This window comes from Citrifermentans bemidjiense Bem, from assembly GCF_000020725.1.
GTDB classification, from domain to species: domain Bacteria; phylum Desulfobacterota; class Desulfuromonadia; order Geobacterales; family Geobacteraceae; genus Geomonas; species Geomonas bemidjiensis.
Map to the genome: position 1 here is coordinate 2,063,721 of NC_011146.1, position 15,680 is coordinate 2,079,400.

Annotated in this window: 11 protein-coding genes and 1 riboswitch; all 11 genes read left to right on the forward strand. The window is 61.3% G+C overall.

Annotated features, from left to right (window positions below):
- Positions 1-5: 5 nt before the first annotated feature.
- The 11 genes from GBEM_RS08975 to GBEM_RS20365 all read left to right on the forward strand — a co-directional run bounded on the left by GBEM_RS08975 (position 6) and on the right by GBEM_RS20365 (position 15,669).
- The gene (locus tag GBEM_RS08975) at positions 6-1,346 is read left to right on the forward strand and encodes an O-antigen ligase family protein (protein ID WP_012530222.1); all 1,341 of its coding nucleotides are present in this window, start codon (positions 6-8) and stop codon (positions 1,344-1,346) included.
- On the forward strand, positions 1,343-2,767 hold the full coding sequence (locus GBEM_RS08980; protein WP_012530223.1) for a phosphotransferase family protein: 1,425 nt from the start codon (positions 1,343-1,345) through the stop codon (positions 2,765-2,767). The genes GBEM_RS08975 and GBEM_RS08980 overlap by 4 nt, the downstream gene beginning before the upstream one ends.
- The gene (locus GBEM_RS08985) at positions 2,757-3,899 is read left to right on the forward strand and encodes a glycosyltransferase family 4 protein (RefSeq protein ID WP_012530224.1); all 1,143 of its coding nucleotides are present in this window, start codon (positions 2,757-2,759) and stop codon (positions 3,897-3,899) included. The genes GBEM_RS08980 and GBEM_RS08985 overlap by 11 nt, the downstream gene beginning before the upstream one ends.
- On the forward strand, positions 3,899-5,413 hold the full coding sequence (locus tag GBEM_RS08990; protein WP_012530225.1) for a flippase: 1,515 nt from the start codon (positions 3,899-3,901) through the stop codon (positions 5,411-5,413). The genes GBEM_RS08985 and GBEM_RS08990 overlap by 1 nt, the downstream gene beginning before the upstream one ends.
- A gap of 48 nt (positions 5,414-5,461) precedes the next feature.
- Positions 5,462-6,559, forward strand: coding sequence for a glycosyltransferase (locus GBEM_RS20360; protein WP_012530226.1), 1,098 nt, complete (start codon positions 5,462-5,464; stop codon positions 6,557-6,559).
- A 64-nt stretch (positions 6,560-6,623) separates the two neighbouring features.
- A complete protein-coding gene (locus tag GBEM_RS09000) occupies positions 6,624-7,949 on the forward strand; it encodes a phenylacetate--CoA ligase family protein (protein ID WP_012530227.1) in 1,326 nt (441 codons plus the stop codon).
- 38 nt (positions 7,950-7,987) lie between these two features.
- Positions 7,988-8,935, forward strand: a complete 948-nt coding sequence (locus GBEM_RS09005) for a glycosyltransferase (RefSeq protein ID WP_012530228.1) — start codon at positions 7,988-7,990, stop codon at positions 8,933-8,935.
- 76 nt (positions 8,936-9,011) lie between these two features.
- Positions 9,012-10,181, forward strand: a complete 1,170-nt coding sequence (locus GBEM_RS09010) for a sugar-transfer associated ATP-grasp domain-containing protein (RefSeq protein ID WP_012530229.1) — start codon at positions 9,012-9,014, stop codon at positions 10,179-10,181.
- A gap of 40 nt (positions 10,182-10,221) precedes the next feature.
- Positions 10,222-12,306 (forward strand): fibronectin type III domain-containing protein, encoded by a 2,085-nt coding sequence (locus GBEM_RS09015; protein ID WP_012530230.1) that lies wholly within the window; start codon positions 10,222-10,224, stop codon positions 12,304-12,306.
- A 22-nt stretch (positions 12,307-12,328) separates the two neighbouring features.
- Positions 12,329-12,829: a hypothetical protein gene (locus GBEM_RS09020; RefSeq protein ID WP_148212903.1), complete on the forward strand. Its 501-nt coding sequence runs from the start codon at positions 12,329-12,331 to the stop codon at positions 12,827-12,829.
- 207 nt (positions 12,830-13,036) lie between these two features.
- Positions 13,037-13,112: riboswitch (cyclic di-GMP riboswitch) on the forward strand.
- A gap of 73 nt (positions 13,113-13,185) precedes the next feature.
- On the forward strand, positions 13,186-15,669 hold the full coding sequence (locus GBEM_RS20365; protein WP_012530232.1) for an Ig-like domain-containing protein: 2,484 nt from the start codon (positions 13,186-13,188) through the stop codon (positions 15,667-15,669).
- Positions 15,670-15,680: the final 11 nt, after the last annotated feature.

Sequence of the window (15,680 nt, forward strand, 5' to 3'; positions counted from 1 at the left end):
GGAACATGCGTGAGATAGTCCTTTACATCCTGATCGCAATGTCGGCTCCGGCTGTCCTGCGTCGTCCCTTCTTGGGCGTGGTGATCTACCTCGGCGCCAACATCGTGCGGCCCGAGATGCTTTTCTGGGGCGGCGAGGGGGGGAGTTTCGTCTTCGTCACCTACTACATCCTGATACTGGCGGGGTGCCTGCTGCGGGGCGAATTGTCCGGTCTGGGCCAGGTTTTCCAGCGGGAGTACCTCCTCATGCTCTGGATGCTGGCGGCGATCTACCTCTCCATCATGCTGGCCCAGTTCCAGGTGCCGTTGGCCGGCTACTTCGCCACTGACATCGCAAAAACCCTGGGGTTGTGCGGGCTGCTGTACCTGCTGGTCAAGAAGCTCGCGGATATCGAACTTCTGGAGTCGACCCTGCTCGGCTGCCTGACCTTCCTCGGCATCTGGGGCATCGAACAGCAGATGCTGGGAAACGAGCGTCTGGAAGGGCTCGGAGGGGCGGCCTGGGGGGATTCCAACGGCGTAGCTTCGGTGTACGTCCTCTTCCTGCCGGTCGCCCTGGCCTTCGCCTACGCCGCCGGCAAACGCCGGAGGTTCTGGATCTTCATGGGGGTCGCCGCCGTGATGGTCGCCCTCATCGTCTGCACCAAATCGCGCGGGGGGCTCTTGGGGATGGTCGCCTGCCTCTTCTGTTTCGCCATCTATGCCAGGAAAACCGCCGCGACCTTCAAGATCGCGCTCCTGCTCGCCCTGCTGGTGACCCCCTTTGCCACCGATGCCTACTTGGAGAGGATGAAGACCTTGCAGGGGGTAAGCGACACCGAGAACTTCGAGGGTTCCGCCCGCTCGCGCTTCATCCTGTGGCAGGCGGGACTCATGGTCTTCACCAGGAACCCGGTGGTGGGCACCGGCTTTCTCACCTATCCGGAAGCGAAGATGGAGTTCGAGGAGAACTTCTATCATCTTGAGGATCACTTCCGCGAGTGGGTCTTCAGGAAGGAATCCAAGAAGGTGACGCACAACACCTACATTCAGATGCTTTCCGACTGCGGGGTGTTCGGGGCGCTCCCCTTCTTTCTCCTTATGGCAGGAGGGATACGGAGCGGTTTCAGGGCCCGCAGCAGGCTGAAACAGGAGCAGCGCGAGGCACCGAGCCTGTGGCTTGCGGGATGCAGCGCCGGCCTCACCGGGTTCTCCGTCTGCATCATCACCATCGACTCCGTCACCATGCCCTTCATCTACGTGCAGTTGGTGGTGATCGGCATCCTTTCCAGGACCTTGAGCGGTTCTCCCGCAGGACTTCCGCTGGCCGTGGAACCGGAGCTTGCGGTCGCGGAGCAGCCACTATGAACCGGTGCGAGATCGACCCCAATCTCCTTCTTTTCATCGATCCTGCGGCGGTCCGCAGCGAGGAGAAATGGCTCTTCTTCGAGGGATGTCCGAAGGATATTCTGCAACTACTGATGGAGGGCAGCAATGTCATTTGCCATTTCCCGCGCAGGCGGCTGCTGCACCAGTTTAAAGTCGCGGCGGCACTCTGGCTAAAGGGGGTCGCGGCTTCGAGGGTGCTCTTTATCAACGACGGGCTTCTTTCCTGTTTCCTCCACGCAAGGAGCAAAAAAGCATATCGCCTGTACCTGAGACGCTACCTCCCAAAAACGATGTCACTGCGCCTGCGGATGGTGTACAGGCTGCCGCTATTGCTACGTTGTGAGTCGACATTTTTGGTCCTTTTGTGCAACAAGGGCTCCAGCTACTCCGGCGACGCTGACCAAGCCCTTGTCGAGGCAACCGAGCTCATGCTTTTCTCCAACCGGCTGGGCAAACTACTGCTGCTGGACGCCCGCAATATAACGAGCGAACACGGGGAGATCATGAAGACCACGGCTCATTGTGGATATCTCCCGGTTATGGAGAAGGAATTCGCCACATTGTCGGATATTTCAGCGAAAATGACGGATTGCCGCTCGCTGCCGCAGCTGGGGAGGCATTTCGTGCTGAACGGGAGGCACTTCTTTACCGAAAAATACATCTTCGGGGAGAGCCTGCGCCATGTGTTGCAACGCTACGGGACTCATCGTGAGCCGGCAAAGGCCTGCTACGTTCTGCACCTGCTCGACCAATGGTACGCCTCGTACCTGGATGTCTTCACCGGCAGTCCCAGGCCCTTTTCCACGTTGACCACTCACCTTCTCCCGCTGTTTTCCGCGTGCTATCCCAGCGGCAGCCCGGAACTGGTAGAGGTGGCGCGCCGGCACCTGGCCGATCTCGACTGCTGCCTTCCGGGGCTGGTCCCCGTGGTGAGCCACAACGACCTGTGGCCAGGAAACTTCCTAAGCACCCGCCAAGGGCTGGTAGTGCTAGATTGGGAACGGGCGACCCCTGAAAGGGCACCATTCTTCGACTATTTCTGGATGATCATCTCCGCAGTGCTCGAATATCTCGCCGGTGCCAAAAGCTTACGACGCTACTCCAACAAGATGGACATTTTCTTGGAGGCTGAAGATGAGGTGGCCCTTGAAGGGCACCGCCTGCTCCGGCTTTTTCTCAAACGCCTCGGTGTACCGGATCAGCACTTTCAGGCGTTGCTTTTCCTGTTTTTGATGGAAGGCTCGGTGCAGGGATTCCAGTCCTTGGGAAGACAGACCGAGATGGACGCCGAGATCTTCAGTCAGCTGCTGAAGTTCACAGACCGGGAAGCCGCTGACGGCACCCGTTATATCAGGCAGGGTGCAGACGAGCCAGAGCAGGAGGATGAACTTGGTAAGTAATGAAGCGAAAAAAGCGGTCGGCGGCGCAGCCACCCCCGTCCGCGTGGCCTTCACCGAGAGGCACGGCATGGCCAAAGAGCTGGCCGAGTTCCCCCCTTCCGGGGTCAGCTACTCCTTTCTCAACCCCTTGCCCAAGAAGAACCTCCTGGTGAGAAGCGGCATCAAGGGGTACCTGGGGCACTACGACAGCGCGGATCATGACCTGATAGAGGCGATCTTGAGCCCGATCATCACCCGGAACCGGTGGATCTACTCCATCGCCAACTTTCAGGAAGCGACCACCTTTAACCTGCTGGGGTGCCCGCTCCCCCGCTCCGCGAGGGTGGCCTACCTGCGCTACCTCATGTCCAAGAAGAACTTCAAGAAGCTGATTTTCTGGAGCAACTCCGGAAGGGAGACCCTGCAAAGCTACGGCGGACTGGGTGAGGGGTGGATGCAGGAAAAGGTAGCCGTGGTCTACCCGGCGATCCGCGAGGTACCCAACGAGCTGATCCGCTTCAGTTCGCTGCACGTCAACATCCTTTTCAGCGGCGATTTCTTCAGGAAAGGCGGGGCCAACGTCGTCGACGCCTTCGTACAGGCGCAGAAGATTTATCCCGGCATCAGGCTGAGGCTTTGCTGCGACGAGCAGGACTTCTGCACGATGAACGACGCGTTGCGCCAGGAGTACCTTGACAAGGTGAGGAGCAACTCTGCCATCATCTGCGGCCGCGTGCCGCGCGAGAAACTGATCGAGGAGATCCTCCCCGAAACGGACATCTACCTTTTGCCGACCTACACCGAGGCTTTCGGCTTCGCCATCCTGGAGGCGATGGCCTACGGCATTCCGGTGATATCGACCAACTACTTCGCCATCCCCGAGATGATAAGCCACGGCGCCACCGGCTTCCTGATCGACACCAGGGCCTTCGATTGCGACAAGCTGTTCAGGGGGTACCTGGTGAACGAGATCCCCGAAGATTTCAGCCGGCACGTGACGCAGAACCTTTTTACCTACCTCTGCCAGCTGATCGAATCTCCGGAGCTACGGACCGAGTTCGGCAGGGAGGCGATGGCCGTCGCCAGGAGCAAATTCTCCTTTGCCGCGAGGAACCGCGCCATGCAGCAAATCTACCGTGAGGCGCTGGGCTGATGCACTTGCGCAAAGTAATAGAAAACATCCTCTCCAACTGGGTCAACCTGGTGGTGACCATCGCCATAGCCTTCGTCGTGAGCCCGGTAGTGGTGCAGACACTGGGCAAGGAACTGTACGGCGTATGGACCCTCGTGGTGTCGGTCACCGGGTATTTCACCGTGCTCGATTTCGGGGTCAACACGGCGATCGTGCGCTATATCTCCAGCAGCGCCGCCCGGAACGATGACGACCGTGCGCGCTCCGTCTACTCCACCTCGATGGCGATCTTCGGGATAACCTCCTCCGTGGTGCTCGCCTTCTCGCTGGTTTTCGGCTACTTCTTCCAGGATCTGTTCCAGCTCTATCACATCCCCAGGTCCTACCTTTACGCCGTATTCCTGATCTCAGCCCTGGATCTTGCGGGGGGGCTCGTCTGCTCCGTGTTCCTCGGTGCGCTGGCAGGGCTGCAGGAATTCAAGTTCATAAACGGCACCTCCCTCTCGATCAACATCGTCAAGAGCGTGGTCCTGGTGCTGATGCTCAAAAGCGGCTACACCCTCCTTGCCCTTGCCTTGCTGCAACTGGTGGCGAGTGTCGCGCGGGCGCTATGCCAGTACGCCCTCCTGCGCCGGAAGTACGGGCATCTCCGCTTCGACCGGCAGGCGGTGAACCGGGACACGGTGAAGCTCATCTACAACTACAGCGTGTACAGCTTCGTCATCGCCGTCGCCCTAAAGCTCCTTTTCTACACCGACTCGGTGGTGATAGGCGCCCTGATCGGGGTCTCCCAGGTCGCCTTCTACGCCATTCCTTCGTCCTTGCTGGACTACCTAGAGAAGTTCGTCTGGGCCATAATCTCGGTGCTGATACCGATGATCAGCGCCAACGAGGCTACCGGGGCGGGGGGCGCCAACGAGAGGCTCTACGTCACCGGCACCCGCTATACGCTTCTTCTCAGCATGCCGGTGGTGATCTCGCTCTACTGCTACGGGGGGGATTTCATCACCCTCTGGATGGGCCCGGAGTTCGGCGAGCGCTCCCTTTGGGTATTGAGGCTCCTGCTGATCGGTTTCGGCTTCTCCTTCTCGCAGCTGATAGCCCACGGGATCCTGAAGGGGATCAGCAGGCATCGGGTGCTGGCTTACATTCTGGCCTTCGAGGCACTAGCCAATTTCGGGATGAGCGTCGCGCTCGCCAAGCCCTACGGCATCGAGGGAGTCGCCGTGGGGACGTTGGTCCCCTTGGTGCTGGCGTCGGCCTGCATCGTCTGCTACAGCTGCCGCCTGCTCAACATCGGCATCTGGCGCTACCTCGCCAGGGCCTATAGCGCGGCGCTCGCCGGGACCCTGGCCGCGCTCCTCTTCATCGCCTGGAACCCGTACCGGATTACCGGCTTTTTTTCGCTTTTCGCCACCTGTGCCGTGGTTGCCGCCGTTTTCCTGGCGGTCGCTTTCCCGGCGTCCTTGGAAAGGGAGCACAGGGATCTTTTGCTCAAGAAGCTTTTCGGCAGGGCGGCCGTTTCGGGGAGCTGACCCGGAGGCCCGATCAAACGCCCCACCGGGGCGTACACGGAGTAAGCAGTGCAAAACGTCTTGTTTTATTACTCGTCCCAGCAGGTGCACACCGGCTCGCCCAAGGTGCTGGCGCGCCTCATCGAGGGGCTGGACCGTACCCTTTACGTGCCTTATTTCATCGCCGGGCGTCCCGGCGACCTGTCGCGCAGGCTCGCTGCAAACGGAACCGTGATCCTTGAAGGGGAGGTGGGGCAGGTTTCCGCCACTACCCTCTTGAACAACACGGCGAACCTTTTCCGGCTGACGAGGCTTTTAAAGCGCAACAAGATCTCTCTGGTGCACATAAACCAGCTGGGGTGGAACCTCGATCTCGCCGTCGCAGCGAGGCTCCTCTCCATCCCGGTCGTGTTCCACATCCACAACCACGAGCAGATCAACCTGCGCAACCTCGACTGCCGGCTGGGATCGCGCTACCTGTTCGTTTCCCGGGCGCTCGCCGAGCAGTGCGACGCCTACCGTTTCCACCCGGTGAAGACGCAGGTGCTCTACAACCCCATCGACATCGACAGGTTCCGCGCCGGGCGCCCAATCCGGCAGGAGCTGAACCTCCCTCAAAATGCACCGGTGGTGGGGACCGTGGCCCAGATCTGCCACCGGAAGGGGATCGACATCATCGTCAACTGCGCGCAGAAGGTGCTCTCCTCGGTACCCGAGGCGGTATTCGTCATCGCCGGACCGGACGGGCTCGGGGAGGAGCGCTTCGCGCAGGAGCTCCGCGCGGAGATTGCCGGCAATGGACTCTCGGAAAAAATCCGCCTCGTCGGCCCGCGCGACGACATCGAGGACTTCATGGCCAGCCTGGACCTCTTCTTTCTCCCCACCCGTGCGGAGCCGTTCGGCATGGTCTTTGTGGAGGCCATGGCGGCGGGGGTCCCCGTCGTGGCCAGCAACGTCGGGGGGATCCCCGAGATCATACCTGCGGAGGAGTTCGGCATCCTCTTGGACTCGGAATCCCCGCGTTATCCGGAAGTTATCGCGGGGCTCCTGGTCGACGCCGACCGGAGAAGGCGCATGGCGGCAGCTGCCTTCGAGCGCGCGCGGGACAACTTTTCACACTCGATCTTCAACCGGAAGATCGGGTCGCTCTACCGTGAACTGATCTGATCCAGCGACCGGGGGACTAAGCCGCTGCACCGTAGGCGGATAGGGTGGGCCGCCGAGAGGTCATATGAGGAACGAGATCGCGAAAAACCTGCTGTTTTACCCGGTGCACTACCTGAGAGGGGAGTACGTGGCCCCTTTGGTCCGTGAAGTCCAGGAGATCAACGCCGCTTCTTCGGAGCGGATAGCGTTGCATCAAGAAGAGGCCCTATGCCGGGTCATCGATCGTGCGCTTTCTCTGGAGCTCTCCCTTTATCGTGACCTGCGCCGGCATCGAAAGCAGGTCCGTCCCGCCGAGGTGCTGCAGCTGCTGCAGGAGATGCCGCTGGTTTCCAAGGAGGCTATGCGGGCCGCGGTGAAAGAGGACCGCAGGAAAAAGGGAAGGGGGCTCGATTACCGCTCCACCAGTGGCTCGACCGGGATGCCCTTTCAGTTCTACAAGGACCGCCTGGCGACCGGGTACATGGACTCGGTCCAGTATGCGGCCAATGCTTGGTACGGCATCGACATGGGGGACCCGCAGGCCCGATTCTGGGGCATGCCGCTGGGCGCCAAGGGGGCCCTGGTCGCCAGGGTAAAGGACCTGCTGCGAAACCGCATCAGGTTCTCGGCCTTCGATCTGAGCCTGGAGGCGAAGGAGGCATTCTACGCCCGGCTGCGCGGCTTCGCCCCCAGCTACTTTTACGGCTACCCGAGCCTTATCGCCGAATTCTGCAGGTACGCGGCGCAGCAGGGGGTGGACCTGTCGGCGCTGCCGCTCAAGGCGGTGGTAGGTACCGGCGAGTACGTGTATCCCAGGGAAAGGGAGTTGATCTCGGCCGCGACCGGCGCCCCCTTCGTGAGCGAATACGGCTGCACCGAGGTGGGGCTGATCGGGTTCGAATGCCGGCACGGCAGCATGCATCTCATGGCGTCGAACATCGTCCTCGAGATCATCAAGGACGGTAAAAGCGTCATAGATGAGGAGGGGGATGTCTACGTGACCGAACTGCACGCGAGCCACTTCCCCTTTATCAGGTACGGGCTGGGCGACCGCGGCAAAATCGTCGGCAAGCCCTGCAGCTGCGGCCGCAACCTCCCGGTGTTCGAGGTCATCTCCGGCAGGAAGGACGATTACGTGATCACCCCCGAGGGGGGGAAGATCTACGACGCCATCTTCGCCTACGTGCTGAAAAAAGGGGTGGACCAGTTCAAGGCGGTGCAGACGGCGGCAGACCGTGTCGAGATAACCCTGGTCGCCAACGCGGAGTATTCCGAGGAACTGGAGAGACGCTACCTGCAGGAACTGAGTAACCGTATCTCGCCCTGCATGCAGATCGCCATCAGCAGGGTAGATCGGATCGAGCGCAGCAAGTCCGGCAAACTGAGATATTTCGAAAGGAAAATCAACTAGCGCTCGCCGAGGCTTGCGAGCTGCGCAATGGGATAGCCATGGAAGTTCTTTTCGTATCAGTGATAATACCGGTCTTCAATGCGCACAGAACCCTCGACTCCTGCCTGCAGAGCATCCTCGCCTGCGACTACCTTCGCGACAGTTTCGAGGTGATCGTCGTCGACAACTGCTCAACCGACGACTCCGCCGAGATAGCCCGGCGCTACCCGGTGACGCTGACCACGAAAATCGGGGGGACCATCAGTTCGGTCAGAAACCACGGCGTAAGCCTCGCGCGGGGCTCGGTCCTGGGTTTTGTCGACAGCGACTGCATCGTCGCTTCCGACTGGCTTTCGGAGGTGGTCAAGGTCCTGCAGCTTCAAGGCGCCGGGGCGGCGGGTTCGGGTTACCTGGTCCCGGAGCGCTACACCTGGGTCGAGAAGGCCTGGCTCTACGAGCGGGGGGGGGGAACCTACCAGACCGGGCTGGTCCCCGGCGGGAACTGCGCGTTCAAGGCGGAGTTGTTCCAAGCGATCGGCGGCTTCGACGAGGGGCTCACCACCGGCGAGGACTCCGACATCTGCAGGCGCGTGATCGAGGCGGGATACAAGGTGATCGGCTCGGGTTCCATACGCTGCGTGCACCTGGGCAACTCGAAGACGCTCAGGCAGTTCGCCAGGAAGGAGTTCTGGTACGGCATCGACATGGTGAAGGACCTGCGGGTCACCTCGTTCGACGGCACCTTTTTCATGACTGCCGTTTTTCTGCTCGGCTTCGCGTCTTTCACCGCGGCGCTGCTGCTGACCCTGGCGACGGGGAGGCAGTCGCCGCTTTTGTACTCCCCACTGGCCATGCTCGCCGTAAGCGCCGTCTGCTCGGGATACCGGGTCCGGCGGTCGAGGAAATACCGGTATTACTTTCACCTGGTCGTTTTGTACTTCCTTTACTTTTGCTCCCGTTCCTGCGCCGTGGTGAGCTCGGTGCTGAAGAGCTCGAGAACCACGTGAAGCATGCACCTCAAACCGGGCGCCCTCCCGGATCTTTTGCCTGCTACGGATCTTTCCGTAGCCCGAGGTCGTTTTTATGAATCTGATAGAAAAAAGCGCAAGCGGCAAGGTCGATGCGATCTACACCAAGGCGATAGCTTCCGCCTCGCAACTCGGCGGGACCCTTACCCCGCATCTCAGGAGGTTCATCCGTTTCCTCGCGCTCCCCTACTACTTCTTTTGCGGCATCGATTGGAGGATCTGCCGCAAGAACAAGCTCGCCGTGTGCCTCGACCTCCTGTACATCTTCTTCGTCCTGAAGCACTACCCCGACCACTACTTCTACTGCCGCCTGTGGGAAAAGAAGAGGGAGGAATGGAAGTATTACTTCGGCTCGATATACGACGCGTACCAGCGGCGGCAGTTCAAGAAGTTCATCTACAGCAGGGAAAACTTCGTGCTCTTCGCCAACAAGCAGATCTGCTACCAGTTGTGCCACGACGCCGGTTTCCCGCTTCCCGCGCAGTTCGCTACGCTCTACCCCCACGAGGACTACCGCTCCGGGCTCGCCGCTTGTGTCGCGCAAATGCCCCCCGGGGAGCGGCTCATCGTAAAGGCCGTGGACGGGATGGGAGGGAAGGGGATCGTCGTCGCCTTCCGCGACGGCGACCGGATCAAGGTCAGACGCAACGAGGAGGTCTGCGACCTCTCCGAGTTCGAGCTCAACCACCCCGCCGTGGTGCAGCAATACGTCAGGCAGCACCATCTGGTGCAGCAGTTTTCCATCACCACCAACACCATCAGGTTGTCCACGATGTTGAAGTCGGACTATTCAGGCGTGGTGCTGGTCTGCGCCATCATGAGGTTCGGTGTCGGCGGCTCCGTGGTCGATAACCTTTGTTCCGGCGGGCTTGCCGTTGGGGTCGACCTCGTCACCGGCAGGCTCGGCGAATTCGCCGTCGGTTTTGCCGCGACGCTGCACGCGCGGCACCCCGACTCCGGGATGCCGTTCAAGGACTTCCAGGTACCTTACTGGCCGGAGGTGGTCGACTTGGCCAAAAGGGTGCAGCAGCACTTCCACTACCACAAGTTACTGGGCCTCGACTTTTGCATCACGGAGGAAGGGCCGCTCTTGATAGAGATCAACGAGGAGCAGGACCTGGGCGGAACCGAGATGGTCTACGGTCCCGTCCTGAAAAACCGGGAGGTGCTGGAGCAGTTCAAGGCCTACAACCTACTCGTCAGCAGGGTGCAGCAGACAATGTGAGGCAGAAGCAACGATTCATGTTATGGGAATGGAGAAGATCATGTTACGGAGACTAAAGAACGTCATCATTGCGGCAGCTCTCGTCCTGTTCGGGGTGCAGGGGGCAGGGGCCGCCATCCTGTTCAGCGAGGGGTTCGACACCCTGGCCAACTGGAGCCCGCCCCAGGGAGCCTCGGGCGAAGCCTGCGTCAGGGGGCAGATCTGCACGACCGCTATCCCCAACGGCTTTTACGATTACCGCGTCGCCGGGACGGAAGCCTGCAGCAACCTGGACGGCAACCACAACACGTTGAACATAAACGAGCTCAACGCCAGGGGAGGGTCCGGCAAGGCGGTCACGGTATGGAACGAGCCGTGCTACAGCAGAAGCGGCAGCTGGGGGTCCGACGGGCTGCTCGGGGTCGACTTCGCGCCCCAGGACGAGGTATACGTGCGCTACTGGATCAAGTTCCAGCCTGACTGGAGGTGGGACGGCGACGGCTCCGCCGGCGGGCGCGCGCTGGGCGCTGCCAACACCAGCCCGATGCAGAAATTCATGCACCTGTCGCACATGAACCCGAGCATCTCCCCGATCTGGGACTTCTTCAGCGGGGTGCAGAACAAGCCGCGCTTTACCCCTCAGCTCGCTAAGTTCTCCGGCGGCGCGATGCGCATCCAGTTCAACCTGCCCCATTCGCCACTGACGCCCACAAGGGATAGTTCGGCCTCATTCACCCTCAACGTTTACTTAGGAGCGGCACCGCTGGACTGGAGTGTGCCGGGGACTGGCGGACTTCCGACGCCTCCCGGCGACGGGCAGTGGCACAGCTTCGAATTCTACGCGAAGATGAACAGCGCAGGGGGGATCGCCAACGGGATCTCCAAGGTGTGGTACGACGGCGCCCTGGTGAGCACTGCCTCCAACGTGGTATGGATCCCGACAGGCGACGACCCCGCCCTCTGGCGCTGGAACCATGCCTGGATCGGCGGCAACAACTCCAACACCTACCTTCCCGCCAACGAGCAGTGGTACGCCGTCGACGACTTCGTGGTCAGTACCCATTACAGCGGGCCGCCTCCGCCTCCCGATACGCTCAGGGCCGAAGGGATAAGCACCTCGTCGATACGCCTCACCTGGCAAAGCGGCAGCAACGGTGCCACCTACTTGGTGGACGGCTACCGCATCTACTACGGGACCGACCCCGCCAATCTCAACGGCTCGGTCACCGTCGCAGCCTCGCAAAGGGAGGCCGTGGTGACTTCCCTTGCCGCCGGCACCAGGTACTATTTCGCTGCCACCGCGTTCAAGCAGGAAGCAAGCGACGCCAACGAGAATGAAAGCCTGCGCAGCGCCTCGGCCAACGCCGTCACGGTCGACCTGGTCCGGCCGGACATCACACTGGCCCCCGTCACCTCCCCCACGCGGGTGGCCAGTCAAACCCTCTCCGGGACCGTCGCGGACGCCGGCGGCATCGCCTCGGTGCTGGTCAAGGTCGGCGCCGCGGCGCCTGTCGCCGCGACAGTCACAGGGAACCGCTGGAGCTGCACCGTTCACAATTTGACCGAAGGGGCAAACAGCATCGTGGCGACCGCACAGGACCTCTCCGGCAACGAGTCCACGGCAAGCGGCACCATCATGCTGGATACCCATCCTCCCGTGGTCACCGTGTCTGCCTTCATTACGCCGACCATATTCACCTCGCAGACCATATCGGGGACCGTGACCGACGTGGGCGGGATGGTCGATTCGGTTTCGGTGCAGGTGGGGAACGGCCAGAGCCAGGCCGCCCAGGTGAACGGCTACGTCTGGAGCTTTCTGGTGAAAAACCTTCAGCCCGGTGTCGCCACCGCGATCACCGTGTCGGCCCGCGACACCGCAGGAAACGAGAGCAGCCAGAACTCCGCGCTGATGTCCTCGATAGGGGTCCTCAAAGCGGGGGATCTATCCGGAGATAACTCGGTGGGGGTGGATGACGCCCAGCTTGCCATGCAGATGGGGGTAGGGATGAAAAAGCCCGATGCCGGCCAACTGCAGCGCGGTGACCTGGCACCGATGGTCGGGGGAATACCGCAGCCGGACGGGGTGATTGACACAGGAGATGCCTTGTTGATACTGGGCATCGTTACCGGAATGGTGAGGTTTTAACAACATGAACAAAAAGCGAATTATGAAACTTGCTGTCTCAGCAACCTCGCTGCTGTCTTTTGTCTCGCTGCTCGCCGGTTGTGGCGGCGGCGGTGGAGAAAGCGCCCCTCCCCAGATTGCGACTCCAACCAACAGTCTCGTCATCTCGACCTCAGGCACCGCTGCCGCCCTATATGGGGTGCAGTTCACGCTGCAACTTCCCCCCGGTGTCACCCTGGCCACCCAGGGAGGAGCACTTGCCGCCGGGGTGATCGCACCTTCGGGAGGCGCTGCCGGTGCCACTGTGACAACCAACTACGACCCTGTCCTTGCGCCGCGGACCGTCACGGTCTCACTGATAAAAGCGCCACCAGCCTTTCCTGCAGGCTTTCCTGTTGGGCCCTTCATGACCATAATTCCAGTGCTGCCTCAGGGGATGACGCTGGCTGCGGGCGACTTCACCCTCTCCAGTTTCAAGGCCTGGGATGACCTCACCACTTATCATGAGGCCCCGCAGATCACGGGGGCGATCGCCGCGCCGTAAAGCACGCCGGGTAAGAGAGGTGCTCCTCCTTTGGCCGGGCCGCCCCGTGCCACGTGCGCGGAAAATGCCGAAAAACTGCAAAAAATGTAATCTACGTCACACAATTTATCCGGAGGATGGGCAATACTCCCCCTGTCGAAGCCACTCACCCAACGGACGCAGACCGAGTGGCCGGGACAACGGATCCCTCACAGCCGAATAAAGCAACAACGACAATACTAAACCACCTGCGAAGGTGGGACGGAAAGCCCACGGGTCTCCCTGAGACAGCCGGGTCGCCGATTCTACGCGATGGAACCCCCATCGTAGACCGGCGACCCGGCTTTTTTTTGTATCGGGGATCAAAGGAGAGTTAAATGAAGAAGTTGAAGGCAATAACGGCAACAGCGTTAGGAGTCCTGATGTACACGAGTGTCGCCTCCGCGGCAGTACTGTTCTCAGAGGATTTCAACGCGCAACCAGACTGGAGCCCTTCACAGGGGACCTCCGGTGCTACCTGCATTCCCGGGCAAAACTGCGCCACTCCCATCCCGACCGGTTTTTACGACTACCGCCTGGCCGGCACGGAAGCTTGCAGCAACCTCGACGGCAAGCACAACACCCTGAACATAAACGGCCTGCACCCGAGAGGGACGGGGAAGAGCTTCATGATGTGGAACGAGCCCTGCTATAGCAGAAGCGGCAGCTGGGGCTCCGATGGCCTCCTCGGGATCGATTTCGCCCCTCAAAACGAGGTGTACGTTAGGTACTGGATCCAGTTCCAGCCCGACTGGAGGTGGGATGGCGACGGTTCGGTCGGCGGGCGCGCCGTGGGTACGGCGACCACGAGCCCGATGGAAAAGTTCATGCACATCTCCCACCTGAACACCGGGAACACGAACTTCTGGGACTTCTTCAGCGGCACCCAGAACAAACCCCGCTTCACCCCGCAGCTCGCCAAGTTCGGCGGCGGCAGCTATCGGCTCCAGTTCAACCTCCCTCATTCCCCTCTGACTGCGGCACGTGATAGTTCTGCCTCGTTCACTACTAATGTATTCCTTGGCGCTGCCCCCCTCGACATGAACGTACCGGGCCCCGGTGGTTTGCCGGCAGCTCCCCGGGACGGCAAGTGGCACTGCTTCGAGTTCTACGTCAAGCTGAACAGCGCAGGGGGGGTGGCCGACGGCGTCTCGAAGGTCTGGTACGATGGCGCCCTGGTCGGCTCGACCACTAACGCCGTATGGATTCCTTTAGGCGATGATCCGGCCCAGTGGAAGTGGAACCACGCCTGGCTCGGCGGCAACAACGCCAACCTCTACCTGCCCGCCAACGAGCAGTGGTACGCCATAGACGACGTTGTGGTGAGCACCACCTACAGCGGCCCGCCGGCGCAGCCGGGGAGCGTCACCGCCACCGCCAGCGCGGCGAACACCGTGAGCCTGCGCTGGAGCCCCGGCAGCAACGGGGTCCCGTTCTCCCTGAACGGCTACCGGATTTACTACGGCAAGGACGCAACCAACCTGAACATGAAAGTGGACGTGGGGAACGTGCAGCAGTACAGCATCTCCTCCCTCGACCCCTCGACCAAGTACTACTTCGCGGTCTCCGCCTACAACAAGGGGAGCTACGACAGTAATGACAACGAAGGGATGCCCTCGGTAACGGCAAGCGCGACCACCGTTTCTAGCAGTACCACTACCACGACCACTGCAGATGCCGTCGCGCCGGTAGCTTCCATCTCCTCGCCGGCTACCGGCTCCACCGTGAGCGGCAACGTCACTATCAACGTGGCAGCCAGCGACAACGTGGCGGTCAGCAAGGTAGAGCTGTACCTGAACGGCTCCATCTTCGGCGTGGTGGGGTCGGCCCCCTACACCCTGAGCTGGAATACGGCCAATAACCCCAACGCCACCTACACCCTGACCGCGAAGGCCTACGACGCAGCCGGCAACGTGGGGCAGGCTTCGAGCTCGGTGACCGTGAAAAACGCAGTCGCAGTAACCGACGCTTCGGCCCCTGTGATCAGCTCCTTCACCATGCCCGCGTCCGCCACATCGCTTACCGTTCCGGTTACCGCGTTCGCCGCCACCGACGACGTCGGCGTCACCGGCTACCAGATCACCGAGAGCGCGACCGCTCCCGCGGCGGGCGCCACCACCTGGAAAGCAACCGCGCCGACCTCCTGCACCTTCTCGGCAGCAGGTATCCGCACCGCTTACGCCTGGTGCAAGGACGCCTCCGGCAAGGTATCGGCAGCAAAAACCGCCCAGGTCAACATCACCACCGCTACCACCACGACCGGGGACACGACCGCCCCGGTGGTCAGCATCGCCTCGCCGGTGACCGGTTCCACGGTCAAGGGGGCAGTGACTGTATCCGCCAACGCCACCGACAACGTCGGTGTGAAGAAGGCCGAGTTCTACGTGAACGGGGTGCTCAAGCTGACCTCCACTACCGCGCCCTACAGCGTCACCTGGGGGACCACCAACTACCCTAACGGCTCCAACAGCGTCACCGTAAAGGCGTACGACGCAGCCGGCAACGTCGGCCAGGCAACTTCGACCGTCACCATCATGAACGGCGACACTACTGCCCCGAAGGTTTCCATAACCTCCCCGACCTCCGGGTCCACCGCCAAGGGGGTAGTGACAGTATCCGCTAACGTCACCGACAACGTCGGCGTAAAAAAGGTCGAGTTCTACGTGAACGGCGTGCTCAAGCTGACCTCCACCGCGGCTCCCTACACCGTCACCTGGGGCACCACGAATTACCCGAACGGCTCCAACAGCGTGACCATCAAGGGGTATGACGCGGCCGGCAACGTCGGCCAGGCCACAACGACTGTAACCGTGGCGAATTGAGAAGACAGCCC